General features: G+C 74.9%; 24 protein-coding genes. 17 read left to right on the top strand and 7 right to left on the bottom strand.

Annotated elements, in window-relative coordinates:
• The first annotated feature begins 8 nt into the window (after positions 1-8).
• The 6 genes from MUK52_RS10805 to MUK52_RS10780 all read left to right on the top strand — a co-directional run bounded on the left by MUK52_RS10805 (position 9) and on the right by MUK52_RS10780 (position 6,242).
• Positions 9-992, top strand: coding sequence for an ABC transporter ATP-binding protein (locus MUK52_RS10805; protein WP_284575772.1), 984 nt, complete (start codon positions 9-11; stop codon positions 990-992).
• On the top strand, positions 985-2,055 hold the full coding sequence (locus MUK52_RS10800) for an ABC transporter ATP-binding protein (RefSeq protein WP_114054010.1): 1,071 nt from the start codon (positions 985-987) through the stop codon (positions 2,053-2,055). Before MUK52_RS10805 ends, MUK52_RS10800 begins: the two co-directional genes overlap by 8 nt.
• A gap of 410 nt (positions 2,056-2,465) precedes the next feature.
• The gene (locus MUK52_RS10795; protein WP_114054011.1) at positions 2,466-2,660 is read left to right on the top strand and encodes a hypothetical protein; all 195 of its coding nucleotides are present in this window, start codon (positions 2,466-2,468) and stop codon (positions 2,658-2,660) included.
• Positions 2,661-2,698: 38 nt separating this feature from the next.
• Complete coding sequence (gene mshB / locus MUK52_RS10790) at positions 2,699-3,595, top strand: N-acetyl-1-D-myo-inositol-2-amino-2-deoxy-alpha-D-glucopyranoside deacetylase (RefSeq protein WP_114054012.1); 897 nt, start codon at positions 2,699-2,701, stop codon at positions 3,593-3,595.
• Positions 3,592-3,975 carry a DUF6113 family protein gene (locus tag MUK52_RS10785; RefSeq protein WP_114054013.1) on the top strand — a complete coding sequence of 128 codons (384 nt, stop codon included), beginning with the start codon at positions 3,592-3,594 and terminating at the stop codon, positions 3,973-3,975. Before mshB ends, MUK52_RS10785 begins: the two co-directional genes overlap by 4 nt.
• A gap of 206 nt (positions 3,976-4,181) precedes the next feature.
• Positions 4,182-6,242 (top strand): hypothetical protein, encoded by a 2,061-nt coding sequence (locus MUK52_RS10780; protein ID WP_284575771.1) that lies wholly within the window; start codon positions 4,182-4,184, stop codon positions 6,240-6,242.
• A gap of 105 nt (positions 6,243-6,347) precedes the next feature.
• On the opposite strand, the gene MUK52_RS10775 is transcribed toward MUK52_RS10780, so the two are convergent.
• Complete coding sequence (locus MUK52_RS10775) at positions 6,348-7,139, bottom strand: transglutaminase-like domain-containing protein (protein ID WP_284575769.1); 792 nt, start codon at positions 7,137-7,139, stop codon at positions 6,348-6,350.
• Positions 7,136-8,119, bottom strand: coding sequence for a GNAT family N-acetyltransferase (locus tag MUK52_RS10770; protein ID WP_284575767.1), 984 nt, complete (start codon positions 8,117-8,119; stop codon positions 7,136-7,138). Before MUK52_RS10770 ends, MUK52_RS10775 begins: the two co-directional genes overlap by 4 nt.
• Before the next feature lie 117 nt (positions 8,120-8,236).
• Here MUK52_RS10770 and fdxA point away from each other — a divergent pair, with 117 nt between their 5' ends.
• Together fdxA and dapC are read left to right on the top strand one after the other, a co-directional pair.
• Entirely contained in the window at positions 8,237-8,563 is a 327-nt protein-coding gene (gene fdxA, locus MUK52_RS10765; RefSeq protein ID WP_114054017.1) for a ferredoxin, read from the top strand.
• Positions 8,564-8,673: 110 nt separating this feature from the next.
• Positions 8,674-9,768 carry a succinyldiaminopimelate transaminase gene (gene dapC / locus MUK52_RS10760; protein ID WP_114054018.1) on the top strand — a complete coding sequence of 365 codons (1,095 nt, stop codon included), beginning with the start codon at positions 8,674-8,676 and terminating at the stop codon, positions 9,766-9,768.
• Positions 9,769-9,840: 72 nt separating this feature from the next.
• Here dapC and MUK52_RS10755 read toward each other — a convergent pair whose 3' ends face one another.
• Together MUK52_RS10755 and MUK52_RS10750 are read right to left on the bottom strand one after the other, a co-directional pair.
• Complete coding sequence (locus MUK52_RS10755) at positions 9,841-10,227, bottom strand: ATP-binding protein (protein WP_284575766.1); 387 nt, start codon at positions 10,225-10,227, stop codon at positions 9,841-9,843.
• A gap of 257 nt (positions 10,228-10,484) precedes the next feature.
• Positions 10,485-11,450 carry a hypothetical protein gene (locus MUK52_RS10750; protein WP_284575765.1) on the bottom strand — a complete coding sequence of 322 codons (966 nt, stop codon included), beginning with the start codon at positions 11,448-11,450 and terminating at the stop codon, positions 10,485-10,487.
• An 85-nt stretch (positions 11,451-11,535) separates the two neighbouring features.
• Here MUK52_RS10750 and dapE point away from each other — a divergent pair, with 85 nt between their 5' ends.
• A complete protein-coding gene (gene dapE / locus MUK52_RS10745) occupies positions 11,536-12,615 on the top strand; it encodes a succinyl-diaminopimelate desuccinylase (protein ID WP_284575763.1) in 1,080 nt (359 codons plus the stop codon).
• A gap of 64 nt (positions 12,616-12,679) precedes the next feature.
• Positions 12,680-13,444: an LOG family protein gene (locus MUK52_RS10740; RefSeq protein ID WP_114054022.1), complete on the top strand. Its 765-nt coding sequence runs from the start codon at positions 12,680-12,682 to the stop codon at positions 13,442-13,444.
• Positions 13,445-13,481: 37 nt separating this feature from the next.
• Here the strand turns inward: MUK52_RS10740 and folP are convergent, their stop codons facing one another.
• On the bottom strand, positions 13,482-14,342 hold the full coding sequence (gene folP, locus MUK52_RS10735) for a dihydropteroate synthase (protein ID WP_114054023.1): 861 nt from the start codon (positions 14,340-14,342) through the stop codon (positions 13,482-13,484).
• 116 nt (positions 14,343-14,458) lie between these two features.
• Between folP and MUK52_RS10730 the strand changes: the two genes are divergently transcribed.
• Together MUK52_RS10730 and MUK52_RS10725 are read left to right on the top strand one after the other, a co-directional pair.
• The gene (locus MUK52_RS10730; RefSeq protein ID WP_428985390.1) at positions 14,459-14,920 is read left to right on the top strand and encodes a DivIVA domain-containing protein; all 462 of its coding nucleotides are present in this window, start codon (positions 14,459-14,461) and stop codon (positions 14,918-14,920) included.
• Positions 14,917-15,561, top strand: a complete 645-nt coding sequence (locus MUK52_RS10725; protein WP_114054025.1) for a DNA-3-methyladenine glycosylase I — start codon at positions 14,917-14,919, stop codon at positions 15,559-15,561. The genes MUK52_RS10730 and MUK52_RS10725 overlap by 4 nt, the downstream gene beginning before the upstream one ends.
• Here MUK52_RS10725 and chcB read toward each other — a convergent pair.
• The gene (gene chcB, locus MUK52_RS10720) at positions 15,546-16,349 is read right to left on the bottom strand and encodes a 2-cyclohexenylcarbonyl CoA isomerase (protein WP_114054026.1); all 804 of its coding nucleotides are present in this window, start codon (positions 16,347-16,349) and stop codon (positions 15,546-15,548) included. The two genes, MUK52_RS10725 and chcB, sit on opposite strands and share 16 nt — an antisense overlap.
• Positions 16,350-16,681: 332 nt before the next feature.
• On the opposite strand from chcB, the gene MUK52_RS10715 reads away from it, so the two are divergent.
• On the top strand, positions 16,682-16,849 hold the full coding sequence (locus MUK52_RS10715) for a DUF3117 domain-containing protein (protein WP_003966491.1): 168 nt from the start codon (positions 16,682-16,684) through the stop codon (positions 16,847-16,849).
• Positions 16,850-17,151: 302 nt separating this feature from the next.
• Positions 17,152-17,769, top strand: a complete 618-nt coding sequence (locus tag MUK52_RS10710; protein WP_284575724.1) for a hypothetical protein — start codon at positions 17,152-17,154, stop codon at positions 17,767-17,769.
• 41 nt (positions 17,770-17,810) lie between these two features.
• Here the strand turns inward: MUK52_RS10710 and MUK52_RS10705 are convergent, their stop codons facing one another.
• Positions 17,811-18,473 (bottom strand): O-methyltransferase, encoded by a 663-nt coding sequence (locus MUK52_RS10705; protein WP_114054028.1) that lies wholly within the window; start codon positions 18,471-18,473, stop codon positions 17,811-17,813.
• Between the two features lie 210 nt (positions 18,474-18,683).
• Between MUK52_RS10705 and sigE the strand changes: the two genes are divergently transcribed.
• The 3 genes from sigE (at position 18,684) to MUK52_RS10690 (ending at position 21,963) form a co-directional block, all read left to right on the top strand.
• Positions 18,684-19,463: an RNA polymerase sigma factor SigE gene (sigE, locus tag MUK52_RS10700; protein ID WP_114054029.1), complete on the top strand. Its 780-nt coding sequence runs from the start codon at positions 18,684-18,686 to the stop codon at positions 19,461-19,463.
• The gene (locus tag MUK52_RS10695; protein ID WP_284575723.1) at positions 19,460-20,119 is read left to right on the top strand and encodes an anti-sigma factor family protein; all 660 of its coding nucleotides are present in this window, start codon (positions 19,460-19,462) and stop codon (positions 20,117-20,119) included. Before sigE ends, MUK52_RS10695 begins: the two co-directional genes overlap by 4 nt.
• Positions 20,120-20,439: 320 nt before the next feature.
• Complete coding sequence (locus MUK52_RS10690; RefSeq protein ID WP_284575722.1) at positions 20,440-21,963, top strand: S1C family serine protease; 1,524 nt, start codon at positions 20,440-20,442, stop codon at positions 21,961-21,963.
• Positions 21,964-21,986 lie beyond the last annotated feature (23 nt).

The following is a 21,986-nucleotide window of genomic DNA, read 5'->3' as shown; positions in this document are numbered from 1 at the left end:
CCGGCCCCATGCTGCTCGAAGTCCGCGACCTCCACGTGGAGTTCCGCACCCGCGACGGCGTCGCCAAGGCCGTCAACGGCGTGAACTACTCCGTCGACGAAGGGGAGACGCTCGCCGTGCTCGGCGAGTCCGGCTCCGGGAAGTCCGTGACCGCCCAGGCGGTCATGGGCATCCTCGACGTGCCGCCCGGCCGCATCGCAGGCGGCGAGATCCTCTTCCAGGGCCGCGACCTGCTGCGGATGAAGGAGGACGAGCGGCGCCGGGTCCGCGGCGCCAGGATGGCGATGATCTTCCAGGACGCGCTGTCCGCGCTGAACCCGGTCCTCACCGTGGGCGCGCAGCTCGGCGAGATGTTCGAGGTGCACCGCGGGATGTCCCGCAAGGACTCCCGGGCGCGCGCCGTGGAGCTGATGGACCGGGTGCGGATCCCGGCGGCCCGGCAGCGCGCGGGGGACTACCCGCACCAGTTCTCCGGCGGCATGCGCCAGCGCATCATGATCGCGATGGCCCTCGCCCTGGAGCCCTCCCTGATCATCGCGGACGAGCCGACGACCGCCCTGGACGTGACGGTCCAGGCCCAGGTCATGGACCTCCTCGCGGAGCTGCAGCGCGAGCTGAACATGGGCCTGATCCTGATCACCCACGACCTCGGCGTCGTCGCCGACGTCGCGGACAAGATCGCCGTCATGTACGCGGGCCGGATCGTCGAGGCGGCACCCGTCCACGAGCTGTACCGGGCGCCCGCGCACCCGTACACGCGCGGCCTGCTCGACTCCATCCCGCGCCTGGACCAGATGGGCCAGGAGCTGTACGCCATCAAGGGCCTGCCGCCCAACCTCGTGGACATCCCGCCCGGCTGCGCCTTCAACCCGCGCTGCCCCATGGCCCAGGCGATCTGCCGCACCGACGTCCCGCCGCTGTACCCGGTCACCGGTACGCCCGCGCGCCGGACGAGCGCCTGCCACTTCTGGAAGGAGTGCCTCGGTGGCTGAGCCGATCCTGGAGGTCCGCGACCTCGTCAAGCACTACCCGCTGACCCGCGGCATCCTCTTCAAGAAGCAGATCGGCGCGGTCAAGGCGGTCGACGGGGTCTCCTTCGGCCTGGCCCGCGGCGAGACCCTCGGCATCGTCGGCGAGTCCGGCTGCGGCAAGTCGACCGTCGCGCGGATGCTGGTCAACCTGGAGCGCCCGACGGCCGGCGCGATCTCGTACAAGGGCGAGGACATCACGAAGCTGTCCGGCCGGGCGCTCAAAGCCGTCCGCCGCAACATCCAGATGGTCTTCCAGGACCCGTACACCTCGCTGAACCCGCGCATGACGGTCGGCGACATCATCGGGGAGCCCTTCGAGATCCACCCCGAGGCGGCCCCCAAGGGCGACCGGCGCCGCAGGGTGCAGGAGCTGCTGGACGTCGTCGGGCTCAACCCCGAGTACGTCAACCGCTACCCGCACCAGTTCTCCGGCGGCCAGCGCCAGCGCATCGGCATCGCCCGCGGCCTCGCCCTGCGGCCGGAGGTGATCGTGGCCGACGAGCCGGTCTCCGCGCTCGACGTGTCGGTGCAGGCGCAGGTCGTCAACCTGCTGGAGCGGCTCCAGGACGAGTTCGACCTGAGCTACGTCTTCATCGCGCACGACCTGTCGATCGTCCGCCACATCTCCGACCGCGTCGGCGTGATGTACCTGGGGCGGGTCGTGGAGACCGGGACGGACGCGGAGATCTACGACCACCCGACGCACCCGTACACGCAGGCGCTGCTGTCGGCCGTCCCGGTGCCGGACCCGCAGGCCCGCGCGCACCGGGAGCGGATCATCCTCACCGGGGACGTGCCCTCGCCGGCGAACCCGCCGTCGGGCTGCCGCTTCCGCACCCGCTGCTGGAAGGCGCAGCAGCGGTGCGCCGACGAGGTGCCGCTGCTGGCGGTGCCGCAGGCCTTCCCCGAGGGGCCGGCGGCGCACCCGTCGGCCTGTCACTTCGCCGCCGAGAAGCACGTCGTGCCGGCGGAGGGCGAGCTGCCCCCGCCCCCGCCGCCGCCGGGGCCGCTGCACGGCGGCTAGGCCCTGTCGGGCCGCAACCGGTTCCCGCACCGATCATTTCCAGCCACCGAGATGGTTTCGCCGCGTGGCGGCGGCACCCTCTCCGATACCCCGGCGCCCCTGCCGCGGCTGCCCCAATTCGCTTGCCAACAAGGCGAATCGGTGGCATCTGTCATGAGATGCGGGCTTCTCCGTGCGGATGCCGGGCGGCCGTGCGGGCACCGGCAACCGGCCGAGCCGGCGTACGCGCCCCGCGCGCGGCCGTCCCCGTGACCCTGCGCATGCGCGGGGTGCGCCCCTCGTGCTGCCGGAATTCGATCGATGCGCTGGTACGGATAGTTATGATCCGTAGCGCACGGTGGGTATGACTCCGCCGAGCACTGAGTACGAGTACGCGTACCGATGTCCGCTCGACGTGGAGGTGAAACGCCGTGGCACTCTCGATCTCGGCCGTGGTGCTGCTGGCGATCGTCGTCTTCCTGCTGGTCCGGCGATCGGGCCTGAAGGCGGGACACGCCGCCGTCTGTGTGCTCCTCGGCTTCTACCTGGCGAGCTCGACCATCGCGCCGACGCTCACCCAGCTCACCTCGAACGTGGCCAGCATGATCAGCGGTCTCAAGCTCTGAAGCCCCGGGCCGCCGGTCACCGCACTACGCTTGGCCCCATGAACGGTCTTCCCGCCCGTCGTCTGCTCCTCGTGCACGCACACCCGGACGACGAGTCGATCAACAACGGCCTCACCATGGCCAAGTACGCGGCCGAGGGTGCCCACGTCGCTCTGGTGACCTGCACCCTCGGAGAGGAGGGGGAGGTCATCCCGCCCTCCCTCGCCCACCTGGCGGCCGACCGCGACGACGCCCTGGGCGCCCACCGCACCGGCGAACTCGCCGCCGCGATGGCCGAACTGGGCGTCACCGACCACCGGTTCCTCGGCGGCCCCGGCCGCTTCCGCGACTCCGGGATGATGGGCCTGCCCCAGAACAGCCGGCCCGGCTCCTTCTGGTCCGCCGACGTGGACGAGGCCGCCGCACACCTCGTCGAGGTCATCCGGGAGCTGCGCCCGCAGGTCCTCGTCACCTACGACCCGGACGGCGGCTACGGCCACCCGGACCACATCCAGGCCCACCGCGTCGCCATGCGCGCCGCCGAACTCGCCGCCGAGGGCGCGTACCGGCGCGACCTGGGCGAGCCGCACCGGATCGGGAAGGTCTACTGGAACCGGGTGCCGCGCTCCGCGGTCGAGGAGGGCTTCGCGCGGCTGCGGGAGGCGGGGGAGAAGGTGCCGTTCCCCGGAGTGGCCTCGCCCGAGGACGTCCCCGGCGTCGTGCCCGACGAGCGCATCACCGCCGAAATCACCGCGGACGAGCGCTTCGTCGCCGCCAAGGCGGCCGCGATGCGCGCGCACGCCACCCAGATCGCCGTGGACGGCCCCTTCTTCGCGCTCTCCAACGACCTGGCGCAGCCGCTGTTCGCGCAGGAGTTCTACGAGCTGGTGCAGGGCGCCCCGGGCGCCGGCCCCGGCGGGCGCGAGCACGACCTCTTCGCGGGAGTCGAGGCGTGACCCGGCCCTGGACCGCCGGCCGGATCGCGCTGCTGGCCGGGCTGTTGGTGCTCGGCGCGGTGGTCGGCCTGGCCGGCTGGCTCGTCGTCGACCTGTGGTTCCCGGGCGGGCTGGTGCTCGCGGTGCTGGCCGCCTTCGGCCTGTTCCTCGGCGGCAGGATCGCCGACGGCAGCGGCCTCGGGGTGGGCGCCGGCGCGGTCGGCTGGTTCCTCGCGTACGTGGTGGTCGGCACCCCGCGCCCCGAAGGGGACTTCCTGCTCGGTTCGTCCGGAATCGCCATGTACGCCTACCTTTTGGGCGGCACGGTGGCCGCTGTGATCTGTGCCACGCTCTCCGGTCCGCTCCACCGCCCCGTTCAGGCCGCCCCGTCCGCGGAGTGACGTGCCGTTGAACTCGGTCGCGGTGTCAGTTGCGGGCCGTTGGGCGGCCTGCGGGGCGGCCCGCGCCGGGGGCTTGGGGAAGATGAAGGGGAACCTGGGATTCCACCAGCTCAGTTGCTTCCGTGCCGCGGACAGTATGGTGGTCGGGCCGCCGAGCTGCCCGAGCATGCAACGACGGGCGGCGGAGCCAACCGGGAGAACCTGCCTTGAGTCGTGAAACCGACAGTCCGTCCACCGGGCCCCAGGGGGGCGGTGGAGCCGCCTACCCCTCGGGCACGCAGCCGTACGGATCCGGCCAGTACCCGTCCACGGACCCAGCGGCGACTGCCTCGGAGGAGAACTCTGTGACCTCGAACCCGTCCACGCCCGACACCGACGGGCCGAAGACCGAGACCACCCTGACGACCCGGATCCGGATCAACATCCCGGGTTCGCGGCCGATCCCGCCGGTGGTCGTGCGCAAGCCCGTCGCCGAAGCGGAGGCGGAGGCCGAGGCCGCCGCGGCCCCGGCCGACCGGCCCCGCGCCGAGCCCGAGCCGCCGCGGGCGTCCGCGCCGGCCGCGCCGCCCGCGCCCGCGCCCGCGGCGCCTGAGCCGGCGGCCGAGCCGGAAGCGCAGGCGAACAACTGGTTCGCCCCGCGCAAGCCGCCCCAGGCGGCCGCAGCCTCCACCGCCGCCCCGGCGGCCCCGCGCTGCCGAAGCGCGCCCCGCCGCGGAGGGCCCCGCTCCGCGCTGCCCGCGCGCACCCCGGCCGCCCCGAACCGCTGCCGGTCCGCACCCCGCCCCGCCCGTGCGCGGCGGTGCCCCGGGTGCCGGCTTCGCCCCGCCCGCCGCCCCCGCGGCCGGCGGCGCCCCCCAGGGCTTCGCCCGCCGCCGCCCGCCCCGGCCGGCCCCGGCTTCGCCGGCCCGCCGGTCCCGCCGCCGACAGGGCCCGGCGCCGGCGTCGGCGCCACGCAGGGCTTCCCCGCCTTCCCCGGCGACGGCGGACCCGCCGCCGAGCCCTTCCCCGGCGACGGCGGCCCCGCCACCGAGCCGTTCCCCGCCTTCGGCGCCCCCGAGGGCCCCGGCCGCCCGGCCGGCCCCACCGGCGGCCCCGCCCTCGGGTCCTTCCCCGTCGACGGCCCGCGCCCCGACGCCTCCCCGCACTGGCCCGGCCCCGACACGGGTGCCGCTCCGCGCACCCCGGTCCCGCCGCCCGGCCCCGCCGCCCCGTCCGGCCCGGCCGCGCCGGCCGGCGCCGCGGCTCCCCGCGCCCCGCAGCCGTCCGCCGACCGGCCTGCGGCGCCCCGGCCCGCCAAGGCGGCCGCGCCGAAGCCGACGAAGGTCGCCAAGGCCCGCTCGAAGCTGGTCCTGCTCGGCGGCGGCGCCGTCTCCCTCGTCGCCGTGGCGTACGGAGCCGGCCTGCTGCTGAACCACTCGGACGTCCCCAAGGGCACCACCGTCCTCGGCGTCGACATCAGCGGCAGCCGCGACGAGGCCGTCGCCAAGCTCCAGACGGCATTCGGCAACCGCGCGGCCACGCCGCTCCAGCTCACCGTCGCCGGCAAGCCGGTCGAGCTGAAGCCGGAGAAGGCCGGCCTGAGCCTGGACGCCCAGACCACCGTCCGCAACGCCGCGGGCAGCGACTACAACCCGGTCACCGTCATCGGCTCGCTCCTCGGCAACGAGCGCGTCGCCGACCCGGTCATGCCGGTCGACGAGGAGAAGCTCCAGGTCGCCCTGCAGGAGCTGGCGGGCACCGCCGGCACCGTCACCGAGGGCACCATCAAGTTCGACACGGGCAAGGCCGTCGCCGTCCCCGGCAAGGCCGGCACCACCCTCGACACGGGCGCCTCCGCCGAGCTCGTCACCAAGGCGTTCCGCGACATGGTCGCCACCGGTTCGGCCGCCGCCGTCGAACTCCCGGTCACGACCAAGGAGCCGGCCGTGAACCAGGCCGAACTCGACCGGGCCATGAAGGAGTTCGCCGAGCCCGCCATGTCCGGCATCGCCACCGTCAAGGCCGGGCCCAAGTCCATCCCGTTCGGCCCCAAGTCGCTGCCGAAGATCCTCAGCATGCAGGCCGTGGACGGCAAGCTCGTCGAGAAGTACGACCTGGAGGCCCTCAAGGCCATCTACGGCAACAGCTTCGACGGCGTGCTGATCACCCGCGGCACGGGCGAGAAGACCCCGGTCTCCCCGCAGGACGTCGCCGGGGCCCTCGGCAAGGCCCTGCGCGGCAAGACCGCTGCCGAACGCACCGTCACCATCGACACCAACCCCAACTGACGGCGTCGCCCGCCGCCCGGCACGGACACGGACACCGCCCCCGCCCCGCGAGACCGGGGGCGGGGGCCGCCGCCGTCCGTACGCCGGTCCGCTCCCCGCGGGCGGTCAGTTCAGCAGGGCGCGCGCCGCGCGGGCCTCGGACCGGATCCGCGCCGCGGCCTCGGCGTCCACCGCCTCCACCACCTGCGCGTACGCCTCCAGCTCGGCCGCCCCGGCGGTGAACCGGCCGCGATCCACCAGCAGCTTCGCCCGCTCGTAGCGCAGCGACGCCGGGTGCGAGGGGAGCAGCAGCGACAGCTCCAGCGCCCACAGCGCGACCCCCGACTGCTCGGGCCGCGCGGCCGCCCACGCCCGGATGTTGTTCAGGATCCGCAGCACGATGTCCAGCGTCCGGGCGGGCGTGCGCGGCCCCGCCGCCTGCTCCGCGGGCCCCGTCCCCAGCGAGGCGCCGCCCGCGAACGGGTCCACCACCACGCCCTCCTCCGGGTCGCCGAAGCCCACGACGAAATGCCCCGGCAGCCCGAGCCCGTACACCGGCGCGCCCGCCCGCCGGGCGACCTCCAGCCACACCACGGACAGCAGGATCGGCAGGCCGCGCCGGCGCCGCAGCACCTCGTGCAGCAGCGAGGACGACAGCCTCTCGTAGTCCGCGGGCGTGCCGTGGAAGCCCATCCGGCCGCCGAGCAGCTCCGTCACGGCCGACGCCCACGCCCGCGCCCCGCGCAGCCCGTAGGGCAGCATGCCGGCCAGCCGGTCCAGCTCGATCTGGGCCGCGTCCACCCCCCGCTCGTCCAGCGCCGGGTCGGCCTCGGCCGCCAGCAGCAGGCACAGCACCGCCAGGTCGGGCCGCTCCGCGCGGGCCTCCTCGGCGAACTGCTCCCGGCTCCCCGGGATCACGTCCGGGCCTGCCGGTAGTGGTGGTAGGCGTGGTGCGGGGCGAAGCCCAGGCCGTCGTAGAGCGCGCAGGCCGCGGCGTTGCCGGCCTCGACCTGGAGCCACGCCGCGGAGGCGCCCTCCTCCAGGGCCCGTGCGGCCAGCGAGGCCATCACCGCCGTCGCCAGCCCCTCGCGCCGCCGCTCCGGGGCGACCTCGACGGCCGCGAAGCCGGCCCACCGGCCGTCCACGACCAGGCGGCCGATCGCGGCCCCGGGCACGGTCGCGAACCACACCGACGGCCCGGCCTCCAGCACCCGGCGCGCCGTCTCCGGGTCGCCGACCCGCCCGTAGCGCGAGAGCCACTCCCCGTCCGGAGTCCGGGACAGGCGTACGGCCGCGGTGTCCGCGGAGGTGTCGGCCAGCGGCGCCAGCGCGGCGGTGCGGACCTCCGCCGACACCTCGCGCCGCCAGCCGCGCCGCTCCAGCTCCGCGAGGAGCACCTCCTGGGTGCCCGCGGCCCCCGTCGCCCCCTGCACATAGGGCGGAAGTCCTCGTTCCGCGTACCAGGCCGTCACCCGGGCGAGTGCTTCACCGAGCGGTATCCCCGGGTCGCCGAGCGCCAGGACGGAGTTGGCGCGCCGCGTGAACCCGGCGGCCGCCCGCAGCGTCCACCCGCCCAGCCGCTCGCTCTCCAGCGGCTGCCAGGCCCGCGCGCCGACCCGCGCCAGCTCCTCGAAGGAGGCCGCCGGCCCCCTGCGGCGGGCCGGCGCGGCGGGCACGACCTTGCCCGCCACCAGCGAGGATTCCGCGATGCGGACGGATTCCCCGCTCTTGCGTGTGATCGTGAGCACACCCCGGTCCCAGGATGTGAGAACCCCTACCGTGTCCGTGAACGCGGGCCTGCCGTCCGGCCCCTCGTCCGACCGTCGTACGGAGACTCGTTTACCCACGTCAGCGGGGGTGATACGGATCTCCAGCAGCCCACCGGCAGTGATTTCCACAGCTCTGTCCGCCCCTCCTGTTCGGATCGTGCCCGGGAACGGAGATACTAGGCGTGGGCATCGACGACGCCGCGCTCCCGCGCGATATGGACAGCCCTACCGAGGAGGAACGAGAGCGTGACCTACGTCATCGCGGAGCCTTGTGTCGACGTCAAGGACAAGGCATGCATCGAAGAGTGCCCCGTCGACTGCATCTACGAGGGCCAGCGGTCCTTGTACATCCACCCGGACGAATGCGTCGACTGCGGCGCCTGTGAGCCGGTCTGCCCGGTCGAGGCCATCTTCTACGAGGACGACACTCCGGAGGAGTGGAAGGAGTACTACAAGGCGAACGTCGAGTTCTTCGACGAGCTCGGTTCGCCCGGTGGTGCCTCGAAGCTGGGTCTGATCGAGCGTGATCACCCCTTCATCGCCGCGCTGCCGCCCATGGGCGAAGGCCACTGACGGCTGCCCCCACGCGGGCGGAACGCACCTCGGTCCCGTACGGCCCCGCGCCGCGCGGGACCGAGCCGTTCACCCGCCGCACCGGACCGCACGAGAGAGCAGAGAGCACCGTGGCCGCAGTATCCTCACGCCTTCCCGTCTTCCCGTGGGACAAGCTGGAGCCGTACAAGGCGACGGCCGCGGCGCACCCCGACGGCATCGTCGACCTCTCCGTCGGCACGCCCGTGGACCCGGTGCCCCGGCTGATCCGCGAGGCCCTCGTCGCCGCCGCGGACTCCCCGGGCTACCCCACCGTGTGGGGGACGACCGCCCTGCGCGACGCGATCACCGGCTGGCTGCGCGGCCGCCTCGGCGCGAGCGCCGCCGGCCACCGCAACGTCCTGCCCGTCGTCGGCTCCAAGGAGCTCGTCGCCTGGCTCCCCACGCAGCTCGGCCTGGGCCCCGGCGACAAGGTCGCCTACCCGCGGCTCGCCTACCCCACGTACGAGGTCGGCGCGCGGCTCTGCGGCGCCGAGGCCGTCGTCTACGACGACCCCACCGAGCTCGACCCGGCCGGCCTGAAGCTGCTGTGGCTCAACTCGCCCTCCAACCCGACCGGCGCGGTCATCCCCAAGGACGAGCTCATCCGCATCGTGGCCTGGGCGCGGGAGCACTCGGTCCTGGTCTTCAGCGACGAGTGCTACCTGGAGCTCGGCTGGGAGGCCGAGCCCGTCTCGGTCCTGCACGACGACGTCTGCGGCGGCTCCTACGAGGGCCTCGTCGCCGTCCACTCCCTGTCCAAGCGGTCCAACCTGGCGGGCTACCGGGCGGCGTTCGCCGCCGGCGACGCGGACGTCCTCGGCGAGCTCCTCCAGATCCGCAAGCACGGCGGCATGATGACGCCGGCCCCGGTGCAGGCGGCCACCGTGGCGGCCCTCGGCGACGACGCGCACGTCGCGGAGCAGCGCGGCCGCTACGCCGCCCGGCGCGCGGCGCTGCGGGCGGCCCTGGAGGCGCACGGCTTCCGCGTCGAGCACAGCGAGGCCAGCCTCTACCTGTGGGTGACCCGCGACGAGCCCTGCTGGGACACCGTCGCCCACCTCGCAGACCTGGGCATCCTCGTCGCCCCCGGCGACTTCTACGGCGAGGCGGGCGCCCGGCACGTGCGCGTCGCGTTCACCGCGACGGACGAGCGCGTCGGTGCGGCGGTCAAGCGGCTCGCCTGACGGCGGGCGCGGACAGGCCGAGGGGCCGGGAGCGGCAAGCGCTCCCGGCCCCCTCGGCGTCCTGCGGGTCCGTCAGCCGGCGAGGCCGTTCAGGGGCAGGGAGCCCAGCGGCAGCGAGTCCGTCGGCAGGGAGCCGGTCGGCAGGGCGTCCGTCGGCAGGCCCTGCGCCGGGACCGCGCCTGCGAGGTCGCCGGCCGGGACGGCGCCGGTCGGCAGGCCCTCGGAGGCCGGCAGCCCGCCCAGGAGGGCGCCCGCGGTGTCGGCGACCTGGCCGGGCGCGGCCGGGACGGCCTCGGAGGCGGTGTCCGCGGCCTGCGGCCCGGTGAGGGCGCCCAGCTGCGGCAGGGACGAGTCCAGGCCCGCGGCGCTGGCCGCGCCGGCCGCACCGACCACGGGAGCGGCCCCGGCTGCGAGCAGCAGCGCGGTACGGGCGATCCGGCGGGTCAGGGGGAGGGACATGTTGCTCCTAAGCGGTAGCGGCTGAGTACGCCCGCTACAACCGCCCGCGGGGCGGGGCGGGTTGCGGCGCCCTTCGGTAAAGGATCGGTAACGCATCGTTTAATCGGCTTCCGGGACAAGCCCATTGGATGCCGACCGACCAGCGCTTCCTCGCCCCGGAAGCCGCCCCGGAAGCCGCCCCGCGCCCACCCGCGATCCGCCCCCTGCGGGGGACATCCCGTACGCGCGAGCGGGCGGCCGGGAGCCCCGTCCCCGGCTCAGCCCTTCACGAAGATGCGGACCTGGCCCCGCTGCGCCCCGCGCGTGTCCGCGCCGCCCTTCGCGTCCGCGCCCGCGGGCTGCCAGCGGCCCTTCTTCTCGCCGGCCACCCAGCTGCGGTCCGCGTACGAGACCCGCGCGATGCCCAGCGACGGCGCGTTCGCGATCGCCCAGCCGGCGACGGCCCGGCTGCCGCGCGCCGCCTGCTCCCCGCCGTCCGGCTTCTCCGCCAGCGCGACCTCGGCGTCCGCCGCCTGCGCGCCGCCGGCCGCCGCGGCCGGCTTCTCGGGGAAGGCGTGCAGCCCGCTCCTGCCGAGGATCCGCTCCAGCTCGCCCCGCACCCGCTGCGGATCCCCCGGCGCCGCCGGCGCGGGCCCGCCGCAGGTCAGCTCGCCGGACCCGGCGAACGCAGCCGTCAGCACCGTCGCGTCCGGCTCGTGCTTGGCGTACGCCTGCGGATAACCGCTCAGCTGCACCTTCTGCGCCGCCTCGGTCAGCGGCAGCCGCGAGTACCCCTTCACCTTGACGAGCCGGTCGTAGAAGATCCCCGCCGAGTACACGGGGTCCCTGATCTGCTCCGGCGTCCCCCAGCCCTGTGAGGGCCGCTGCTGGAACAGCCCGAGCGAATCCCGGTCGCCGTGGTCGAGGTTGCGCAGGGCCGACTCCTGCATCGCCGTCGCCAGCGCGATGGTCACCGCCCGGTCGGGCAGCCCCTTGGCCACCCCGACCGCGGCTATCGTCGCCGCGTTCGCCGCCTGCTCGGGCGTCATGTCGTACGTACGGCGGCTGCCTCCGGGGGAGCCGTCCCCGGCCGAATCCGCGGCCGTGCAGTGCGGTGCGCCGCCCCCGCCCATCGACTCGAAGCGGACGACGAGGTAGCCGGCGAGCGCGAGCAGGACGCACAGGCCGGCAGCCGTGCGGAGCCTACGGCGGCGGCGGGGGCGGGAGTGATCGCTTCGTGACACGCGGCCCACCGTACTTGAGCCACGTCGCACGTCCACCGGTCGGACGTGAGACGTTCGCCGCAGCACGGCGCGTTAGGGTCGGGGCATGTCCGAAACCGAGCTCGACCTCACCCTCGACGCAGCCCGGCTGACCGCGAGGCTCGTCGACATCCCGTCCGTGAGCGGCGACGAGAAGGCCCTCGCCGACCTCGTCGAACACGCCCTGCGGGGCCTGCCCCACCTCGCGGTCGACCGGTACGGCAACAACGTCGTGGCCCGCACCCGCCTCGGCCGCGCCGAGCGCGTCGTCCTCGCCGGGCACCTCGACACCGTGCCCATCGCCGGGAACGTCCCCTCCCGCCTCGACGGCGACGGCGTCCTGTGGGGCTGCGGCACCACCGACATGAAGTCCGGCGTCGCCGTCCAGCTGCGCATCGCCGCGACCGTGCCCGAGCCCAACCGCGACCTCACCTTCGTCTTCTACGACCAGGAGGAGGTGGCCTCCCACCTCAACGGCCTGGGCCGGATCGCCGAGGCCCACCCCGACTGGCTCGCCGGGGACTTCGCGGTCCTCCTGGAGCCCTCGGACGCCGAGGTCGAGGGCGGCTGCCAGGGCACCCTGCGCGTCCTGCTGCACACCTCCGGCGAGCGCGCCCACTCCGCCCGCAGCTGGATGGGCTCCAACGCCATCCACGCCGCGGCCCCCATCCTGGCCAGGCTGGCCGCGTACGAGCCGCGCCGGCCCGTCATCGACGGCCTGGAGTACCACGAGGGCCTCAACGCGGTCCGCATCGAGGGCGGCGTCGCCAACAACGTCATCCCCGACGCCTGCACCGTGACCGTCAACTTCCGCTACGCGCCCGACCGCAGCGAGGCCGACGCCCTCGCCCACGTCGAGGAGGTCTTCGCGGACTGCGGCGTCACCGCCCTCACTGTCGACGACTCCTCCGGCGGCGCCCTCCCCGGGCTCTCGCACCCCGCCGCGAAGGCCTTCATGGAGGCCGTCGGCGGCCGCGCCATGCCCAAGTTCGGCTGGACCGACGTCTCCCGCTTCAGCGCGCTCGGCGTCCCCGCCGTCAACTACGGCCCGGGCGACGCCCTGCTGGCCCACAAGGTCGACGAACGGGTCGACACCAAGGCGATCCTGCACTGCGAGGAACGACTCCGCGCCTGGCTGACCTCCTGAATTACCCTTCCCGTCACCTCCGTGCGCCTACCCTGATCAAACGATCAGCAGGAGGGAGCACATCATGGGCAACCACCGCGATGCCGAGGGAGGCGTCCGCCGACCCGAGGAGCAGCAGCTCGGACCGGTGCTGCGCCGCCGGAGCCAGGTGCAGGCGGGCAGCACGACCGACCAGCGGCTGCTGGACACGGTCGGGCCCTCCGAGTGGGTGCACACCGATCCCTGGCGGGTCCTGCGCATCCAGTCGGAGTTCATCGAGGGCTTCGGCACGCTGGCGGAGCTGCCGCCCGCGATCAGCGTGTTCGGCTCGGCGCGCACCCCGGCGGGCTCGCCCGAGTACGAGGCCGGCGTCCGCATCGGCAGCGCGCTCGTCGAGGCCGGCTTCGCCGTGATCACCGGCGGCGGCCCCGGCGCCATGGAGGCCGCCAACAAGGGCGCCCGGGAGGCGAACGGGGTCTCCGTCGGCCTCGGCATCGAGCTGCCCTTCGAGCAGGGGCTCAACCAGCACGTCGACCTCGGGCTGAACTTCCGGTACTTCTTCGTCCGCAAGACGATGTTCGTGAAGTACAGCCAGGGCTTCGTCGTCCTGCCGGGCGGACTCGGCACGCTGGACGAGCTGTTCGAGGCCCTGACCCTGGTCCAGACCCAGAAGATCACCCGCTTCCCGATCGTGCTCTTCGGCACGGACTACTGGAACGGGCTCGTCGAGTGGCTCCGGAACACGGTCATCGCCCAGGGCAAGGCCTCCGAGCGCGACCTGTACCTCTTCCACGTCACCGACGACGTGGAAGAGGCCATCGCGCTCGTCACCAAGGAAGTCGGCAAGTGAACGCCGGCACGTAGTGCCGTGACCGCCGGGGCCCGGCTCAGGCCAGTCCCCGGCGGGCCACCGCCGGCTCCCGGTGCCCCTGGATCGCCCGGACCATCTCCAGGACCTGCCGCGTCTCGGCGACCTCGTGCACCCGGTAGACCTGCGCGCCCAGCCAGGCCGACACCGCGGTCGTGGCGAGCGTGCCGAGCAGGCGCTCCTTGACCGGCCGGTCCAGGGTCTCGCCGACGAAGTCCTTGTTGGACAGCGACACCAGCACCGGCCAGCCGGTCTCCGCCATCTCGGCCAGGCGCCGGGTCGCCTCCAGGGAGTGCCGGGTGTTCTTCCCGAAGTCGTGCCCCGGATCGATCATGATCGCGTCGCGGCGGACGCCGAGGGCCGCCGCCCGCTCGGCCAGACCCACCGTGACCCGCAGGATGTCCGCCATCACGTCGTCGTACGCGGTCCGGTGCGGCCGGGTCCGCGGCTCGACCCCGCCCGCGTGCGTGCACACCAGGCCCGCGCCGTACCGGGCGGCGACCTCGGCCAGCTTCGGGTCGACCCCGCCCCAGGCGTCGTTCAGCAGGTCCGCGCCGGCCTCGCAGACCGCCTCGCCGACCTCGTGCCGCCAGGTGTCGACGCTGATCACGACGTCCGGGTGGCGGCGCCGGACCTCGGCGACGAAGCCGACCGTCCGCCGGGCCTCCTCGGCCGCGTCCACGTGCTCGCCCGGCCCCGCCTTGACCCCGCCGATGTCGATGATCGCCGCGCCCTCGGCCACCGCCTGCTCCACGCGCTCCAGGGCCGGCTCGTCGCGGAACGTCGCGCCCTGGTCGTAGAAGGAGTCGGGCGTCCGGTTCACGATCGCCATGATCACCGGCTCGTGGGTGTCGAACTCGCGCCTGCCCAGTCGCAGCATCCCGTTCTTTCCTCCTCAGGGGGCCCTCGCGCCCCGTCTGCGACCTTAACCTGGTCATCTGGTGGTCCACCGGCCGCCGCCGGGAGGTGCCCCGCAAGTCTCTCAGGGAGTTGATCGTGTTCTGGTTCCTGCTGATCGCGCTGGTCGTGGTCGTCACCGCGGTCACCCTGGCCGTGATCGGGGGCGGCTCGGAGGCCGTCCTGCCCGAGGCGGAGCCCGACCGGGTCGCCGACGCCCTCCCCGAGACCCGCCCCGTCGCCCCGGCCGACGTCGCGGCGCTGCGGCTGCCGGTCGCGCCGCGCGGCTACCGGATGGCCGAGGTGGACGACGTACTGGAGCGCCTCGCAGCCGAACTCGCCGAGCGGGACTCCCGGATCGCCGAGCTGGCGGCGTCGGTGGCGACGGCCGGGCGGCCGGCGGCCGCCGGATCCGCTGCCGGGGCTGCGGCCGCCGCCGGGGGCGCCCCCGGGGAGCCCGGGAAGTCCGAGGCGTCCGCGGAGTCCGGGGAGGCGGAGGCCGCGGAGCCCGAGCAGGACCACGAGCCCACCGCGGTCGACCTCTCCAAGGACGCCCGGTGACCGCCCTCGCCGGCGCCGACGGCGCCCTGCGCTGCCCCTGGGCCCTGGCCACCGAGGACTACACCGCCTACCACGACACCGAGTGGGGCCGCGCCGTCCACGGGGACGACGCCCTGTACGAGCGGCTGTGCCTGGAGGCCTTCCAGTCCGGGCTGTCCTGGCTGACCATCCTGCGGCGCCGCGAGGGCTTCCGCGCGGCCTTCGCGAACTTCGAGATCGCGGCCGTCGCCGCCTTCGACCACCGGGACGCCGAGCGGCTGCTCGCCGACGAGCGGATCATCCGCAACCGCGCCAAGATCGACGCGACGCTCGCCAACGCGCGGGTGCTCGCCGACTGGGAGCCCGGCGAGCTGGACACCCTGGTCTGGTCGCACGCCCCGGAGCCGGGCCGCCCCGCCCCGGCGTCGATCGCGGACGTCCCCGCGGTGACACCGGAGTCGACGGCGCTCGCCAAGGCGCTGAAGAAGGCCGGCATCCGCTTCGTCGGGCCCACCACCGCCTACGCGCTGATGCAGGCCTGCGGGCTCGTCAACGACCACCTGGCCGACTGCACCGCCCGCACCCCGGCCGCTCCGGAGGCCCCGGCCGCTCCGGAGGGCGGCGCGGGGCGGGAGCCGGCGCCGGGTCAGCGGCCGAGGTAGACCGGGGGCTGCTTCGCCAGGAAGGCCTGGACGGCGATGCCGTGGTCCTCGGAGGCGCCCGCCCGGGTCTGCAGGACGTCCTCGCGCTCCAGGGCGTCCGCGAGGGAGTGCGAGGCCCCGTACGCAAGGGACTCCTTCAGCGCGGCGTAGGCGACGGTGGGCCCGGCGGCCAGCGTGCGCGCCACCGCCTCGGCCTGCGCGTGCAGCTCCTGCGCCGGGACCAGCCGGTTGGCGATGCCCAGCTCGTACGCCTCCTGCGCCTTCACCGAGCGGGGGAAGAGCAGCAGGTCGGCGGCGCGCGAGGCGCCGATCAGGCGGGGCAGCGTCCAGGAGACCCCCGAGTCGGCGGTCAGCGCCACCCCGGCGAAGGACGTGTTGAAGGACGCGGTCTCGGAGACGACCCGGAAGTCCGCGGCGAGGGCGAAGCCGAAGCCCGCACCGGCCGCGACGCCGTTCACGCCCGCCACGACCGGCTTCGGCATCTCCGCCAGCGCCCGCACGATCGGGTTGTAGTGCTCGGAGACCGTGGCCATGGTCAGCGACGAGCCGGTCTCCCGGTCGGCCTGGAGGTTCTGCACGTGCTCCCTGAGGTCCTGGCCGACGCAGAAGGCGCGGTCGCCGGCCGCGGTCAGCAGCACGGCTCGTACCGCCGCGTCGCCGGCGGCCGCCCGGACGGCGTCGCGGAGCGCGACCTTCGCCTCGGTGTTCATGGCGTTCATGGCGTCGGGACGGTTGATCGTGATGGTGGCGAGTCCGTCGGTGACGTCGTAGAGCACGCTGTCGGCCATGTCGGGGGTCCCCCTTCGTCGCGGGCTGGGCTACCGGCCGGTACCGGCTGGTGCAAGGGCCAGCATGGCGGACCGGGCCGCCCGGGGGCATGTGATGTGCGTCAAAGAAAGCGGCCGCGGCGCCCGCGCGGAGCGCGCGCAGTATCGCAGGCAGGTCCCCGAAATGAGTGGTTTTGGCAGAGCGCGTTGCCCAAGCGTTCCCTTCCGATGTTGGTCATCGGGTCCTGACATGCGGGATAATGGCCGGGAAGCAATGTGTTCGATGCCGGGTTCCAGGCGCCTGAATGGGGCCGTCGGCTGACGATGAGCTGGTTTCAGGAAGGGGAACGAGCATGGCGGCCATGAAGCCGCGGACGGGCGACGGCCCGCTCGAGGTCACCAAGGAGGGGCGGGGCATCGTCATGCGCGTACCGCTCGAGGGCGGCGGTCGGCTGGTCGTCGAGCTGACGCCGGACGAGGCGGACGCCCTGGGTGACGCCCTGAAGAAGGTCGTCGGCTGACCCGTCGGCAAGACCGACTGCACTCTGCATACTCTGCGCTGCCCCGCCCGCGATCCGCGGCCGGGGCAGCGTTGTCCGTACGGTGCGCACGCCGGAGCGCGAGCACCGCACAGCGCCCGGCCGCCGCAGCCGCTGCGACCGCCGCGACAGCGCCCGCACGGCCCGCGTGCCTGCCGCCGCGCGCCGCATCCACCCCCGACCGTGCCGCGTCCGCCCTGCCCGGCCCCTCCGGATCCCTTCCCCCGGTGCCGCGGCCCGTTCCGCGCCGGGGCGGGCGTACGCCGCCTCCCGAAAGCCGAGCCGTGACCGCCGCCCCTCCCGCCCCGCCCGTCTTCGCCGACTGCACGCCCCGCCAGAAGGCCGCCCGGGTCCTGTCCGACGCCCTCGCGCCGGCCCACCTCGTCGTCCTGCTGCTGCTGGCGATCGGCCTGCACAGCACCGGGACGGCGGCCGGCCTCGGCTGGGGCCTGCTCGCCGCCCTGTTCTGCGGCGCGGTGCCGATCGGCATCGTCCGGATCGGGGTCCGCCGCGGCGCCCTCACCGACCAGCACATACGGGTCCGGCGCCAGCGCATCGTGCCGATGGGGCTGAGCCTGGGCTCGGTCGCCGCGGCGATGGCCCTGGGCCACGCCTTCGGCGCGCCCCGCGAGGTGCTCGCCCTGGTCGCCGCAATGCTCGTCGGGCTCGCGACGACCCTGCTGGTCACCGTGGGCTGGCAGATATCCGTGCACATGTCGGTGGCCGGCGGCACCGTCGTGGTCCTCTTCCTGGCGTGGGGGCCGGCCGCGCTTCTCGCGGCGCTGCCCGCCGCGGCCGTCGGCTGGTCCCGGCTCGTCCTGCGGGCGCACACGCCCGCCCAGGTCGCCGCGGGCACCGCCCTCGGGGCGGTCACCGGGCTCACCTTCGCCCTGCTGCGCTGATCCCGGGCGGCGGGTGCACCCCCGGTGCCGTACGGCTGCGGTCAGCGCCGCACGGCGCACAGCAGGCCGTCGCCGACCGGCAGCAGGGCCCCTTCCAGCGCCGGGCTCTCCCGGACGCTGCGCAGCAGCTCGCGGACGCGCAGGACGTCCGCCTCCTGGGCTGCGGAGTCGACCGTGCGGCCGTCGCAGAAGACGCCCTCGAAGCACACCAGCCCGCCGGGGCGCAGCAGGCGCAACGATTCGGCGAGGTAGTCCAGGGACTCGGTGGGGTCGCCGTCGCAGAAGACGAGGTCGTACCCGCCGTCGGCGAGGCGGGGCAGCACGTCGAGGGCGCGGCCGGGGATGAAGCGGGCGCGGTTGCCCGCGAAGCCGGCGGCGCGGAACGCCTGGCGGGCGAAGGCCTGCCGGTCGGCTTCCGGGTCGACGGTGGTCAGCACCCCGTCCGGGCGCATGCCGTGCAGGAGGTGGATACCGGAGACGCCGGTGCCCGTGCCGATCTCGGCGACCGCCTTGGCGTCGGCACTGGCGGCGAGCAGGCGCAGCGCGGCGCCGGTGCCGGGCGAGACGGAGCGCAGGCCCGCCTCCCTGGCCCGGTCGCGGGCCCACCGCAGAGCGTCGTCCTCGGCGACAAACGCGTCGGCGAACGCCCAGCTCGTCTGCCGGTTGCCGGTAATGACCCTCTCCTGTCCCCTTAGTTGGCGCAACGGTGACTGTATCCGCTGGCGTCGGGAACCCGCAGATGGGACCGGGCGTTGGAAAGGGCAGCGGACCTATGCCGGAAGGCGGGAAGGGCCCCGGGCGGGGCGCAGAGGGGATGGATGGGGCGGCACCGGTCAGAACGGTGCGGCGGCCCCCGACACCCAAGGCAAAGTTAGGGCAAAAAAGCTTATCCGGAGCTGACGGGAGGGGTGGCTATGGTAGGGGCTCCACTGGACACCACCAGAGCCGATAGGGGAGGTGCGGCTGCGCCTGTGGATCGTGGGGGCGTCTGGAGACGCCTCTTCTGGTCGGCGGGTGAGCCGAAATCCGTGACTGACACCGCTGACCGTTTCCACTCCGCCGTGACCGCACCCACCGCGACCTTTGCCGCCGATGCGGGCCCGCAGGCGTGGACCCCTCCTACGTGGGAGGAGATCGTCAGCACGCACAGTGCCCGGGTGTACCGCCTCGCCTACCGCCTGACGGGCAATCAGCACGATGCCGAGGACCTCACGCAGGAGGTCTTCGTCCGGGTCTTCCGCTCGCTGTCCACCTACACCCCCGGCACGTTCGAGGGCTGGCTGCACCGGATCACCACGAACCTGTTCCTCGACATGGTCCGCCGCAAGCAGCGGATCCGGTTCGACGCGCTCGGGGAGGACGCCGCGGAGCGGCTGGCAAGCCGCGAGCCGTCCCCGCAGCAGGTGCTCCACGACACGCACTTCGACGCGGACGTGCAGCAGGCGCTGGACACCCTCGCGCCCGAGTTCCGCGCGGCGGTGGTGCTCTGCGACATCGAGGGCCTGTCCTACGAGGAGATCGCCGCAACGCTCGGCGTGAAGCTGGGCACCGTCCGCAGCCGCATCCACCGGGGCCGCTCGCACCTGCGCAAGGCGCTCAAGCACCGCTCGCCCGAGGCCAGGGCCGAGCAGCGGGCGCTGGCCGGGGTGGCCGTGGGCGTCCCGGGCAGCGGGGGAGAGGGCGGAGCCCCGTGACCGGAGTCAGTCCGTCCCCTGCCGAGCAGCACCTGGGCGACCGCCTTGCCGCCCTGGTGGACGGGGAGTTGAGCCACGACACGCGGGAGCGGGTGCTGGCGCACCTCGCGACCTGCCCCAAGTGCAGGGCGGAGGCGGATGCGCAGCGCCGCCTCAAGGCCATGTTCGTCGAGAGCGCGCCGCCGCCGCTGTCCGCCGGGCTGCTGGCCCGGCTCCAGGGACTGCCCGGCGAGGGGCCTGCGGGACCGCCCGGCGGGGACCTGTTCGGGTACCGGGTGCCCGAACCGCCGCAGGAGGGCTTCCGCATCGCCGAGGTCGGGCGGCCCCGGCGGCGCCTCGCCTTCGTCGCCGCCGGAGCGGTGTCCCTGGCGGCGATCGCCCTGGGCGGGACGTACCCGCTGAACACGATCGAGCCGAACGTGCGGGGCGAGTCACCCGCGACCCGGCCCGGCACCGCCGTGCCGGCGGCCCCCGCCTCCGGGTCCGGCCCGGCCCCCGGCAGCGCTCCGGGCGGCGCCGTGTCCGTTGCCGACGCGGTCGTGCGCGACCGGGCGCGGCGCCCCGGCCCCACCGCCGACCCCCAGGAGGAAGGCCCGCTCCCTCCGCTCCACCCGTCCGCCCACACACCCTCCCGCCCGGTCTCGCTCCTCCGCTGACCCGGGCCGCCCGCCCGTCCTGTCCCGGCCCGGCCGGGACAGGACGCGGCTGCCGCCTCCGGGGAACCCCTGGGCCCTGCCGCCGGGGGCGCCGGGCCTGCGGGGTCCGGCAGGGGCACCCGCCGCGCTGTCGGGCCGTCCGCGCTGTCGGGCCGTCCGCGCGGCCCACCGCCCTGCGGCGCAGGGCGCCGGCACCGCGGGCAGGACCGGCGCACCTGCGACGAGCGGACCTCGGGCCGCCATCCTCCGCCGCGCGCCGACCTGGTTGAATCTCCGGCAGGTGCGCCGCCCTGCGGCGGCAGGCAATCCGGGGAGCGCCCATGGCCGACGAGCAACAGTCCCAGCCGACTCCGCCACGGCGGACCGGCCCCGCCGAGGCCCCGGCGGCGGCACCGGCAGCCGCCGCATGCCCGAACCCCGCCCCACCCGCCGAGCCGGGCCCGGTCCCGGCCGCCGAGCCCGCTGCCGTCCCGGCCGCTGCCGCGGACGGACGGCCCGCCGGGCCCGATCCCGTACCGCTCGCGAAGGCCGGCCCCGTGCCCGCCGGTTCGGACGGGCATCCCGCCGACGCCCGGCCGGTTCCGCCGGCTGCCTCGGAGGAGCCGTCCGTCGAACCCGGGCCGGTGGTGCTCCCCGCTCAGGACGCGGCCCCCGCCGAGGGCTGGTCCGGCTCGGGGGCCGGGCAGCGCGCGTACGACCCGTGGCAGGCGGGGGCGTTCAGCATGCCCGATCGGGGCGCGGCGGCTCGGGGGACGGTCGTACGGCTGCGGCATGCCGTCGCCCTCGGGCTCGGGATCGCCCTGCTCGCCGGCGGCACCGGCGGCTGGCTCGGGGTGCTCGCCGAGCGGCGCAGCAGCACCCGCCTCGAACTCCAGCAGGCCGCGGCCGAGAACAGGGACCGGGCCCCGGACAGCGTCGCCGGGATCGCCGCGGCCGCGCTGCCCGGCGTCGTCACCCTCCACGTCCGCGGCAGCGGTTCCGGCGGCACCGGCACCGGGTTCGTCCTCGACGGCCAGGGCCACATCCTCACCAACCACCACGTCGTGGCCGGAGCCAAGGACGTCACCGTCACCTTCAGCACCGGCGAGAGCACCACCGCCTCCGTCGTCGGCCGCGACAGCGGCTACGACCTCGCCGTCGTCCGCGTCTCCGGCGTCCGCGGGCTGAAGCCCCTGGCCCTCGGCAACTCCGACGGCGTCCGGGTCGGCGACCCCGTCGTCGCCATCGGCGCCCCCTTCGACCTGTCCAACACCGTCACCGCCGGCATCATCAGCGCCACCGGCCGGCCCATCACCGCCGGCGGCGACAAGGACGGCAGCGACATCAGCTACGTCGACGCCCTCCAGACCGACGCGCCGATCAACCCCGGCAACTCCGGCGGCCCGCTGCTCGACGCCCAGGCCCGTGTGATCGGCATCAACAGCGCCATACGCGGGGCCGAGAAGACCGGTTCCGACCGGCAGAGCGGCAGTATCGGCCTCGGCTTCGCCATCCCCGTGAACCAGGGCAAGCGCGTCGCCGAGGAGCTCATCCGCACCGGCCGCGCCACCCACCCCGTCATCGGCGTCACCCTCGACATGCAGTACCCCGGCGCCGGCGCCCGCGTCGGCGCGCAGGGCGAGGGCGGCAGGCCCGCCGTCACCCCCGGCGGGCCCGCCGCCCGGGCCGGCATCCGACCCGGCGACGTGATCACCAAGGTCGACGGTGTGCGCGTGCACGGCGGGGACGAGCTCATCGTCAAGGTCCGCGCCCGCCGCCCCGGCGACCCGCTCCGCCTCACCCTCGTGCGGGACGGCCGCGAGCAGACCGTCCGGCTCGTGCTCGGTTCCGCGGAAGGGTCGTGACCCGCTGCCGAACCGGGGATGAT

The organism is Streptomyces sp. 2P-4 (assembly GCF_030167965.1).
Taxonomy (GTDB): domain Bacteria; phylum Actinomycetota; class Actinomycetes; order Streptomycetales; family Streptomycetaceae; genus Streptomyces; species Streptomyces globosus_A.
The sequence above is the reverse complement of the archived record's forward strand: the minus strand, read 5'-3'. Positions and strand labels throughout refer to the sequence as shown.

Excerpts from the sequence above, each read along its gene's own strand:
- MUK52_RS10805 (WP_284575772.1), top strand. The coding sequence starts at position 9 with ATGCTGCTCGAAGTCCGCGACCTCCACGTGGAGTTCCGCACCCGCGAC.
- mshB (WP_114054012.1), top strand. The coding sequence starts at position 2,699 with ATGAACGGTCTTCCCGCCCGTCGTCTGCTCCTCGTGCACGCACACCCG.
- MUK52_RS10755 (WP_284575766.1), bottom strand. The coding sequence starts at position 10,227 with ATGTCCCTCCCCCTGACCCGCCGGATCGCCCGTACCGCGCTGCTGCTC.
- dapE (WP_284575763.1), top strand. The coding sequence starts at position 11,536 with ATGTCCGAAACCGAGCTCGACCTCACCCTCGACGCAGCCCGGCTGACC.
- MUK52_RS10740 (WP_114054022.1), top strand. The coding sequence starts at position 12,680 with ATGGGCAACCACCGCGATGCCGAGGGAGGCGTCCGCCGACCCGAGGAG.
- folP (WP_114054023.1), bottom strand. The coding sequence starts at position 14,342 with ATGCTGCGACTGGGCAGGCGCGAGTTCGACACCCACGAGCCGGTGATC.
- chcB (WP_114054026.1), bottom strand. The coding sequence starts at position 16,349 with ATGGCCGACAGCGTGCTCTACGACGTCACCGACGGACTCGCCACCATC.
- MUK52_RS10715 (WP_003966491.1), top strand. The coding sequence starts at position 16,682 with ATGGCGGCCATGAAGCCGCGGACGGGCGACGGCCCGCTCGAGGTCACC.
- sigE (WP_114054029.1), top strand. The coding sequence starts at position 18,684 with ATGGTAGGGGCTCCACTGGACACCACCAGAGCCGATAGGGGAGGTGCG.
- MUK52_RS10690 (WP_284575722.1), top strand. The coding sequence starts at position 20,440 with ATGGCCGACGAGCAACAGTCCCAGCCGACTCCGCCACGGCGGACCGGC.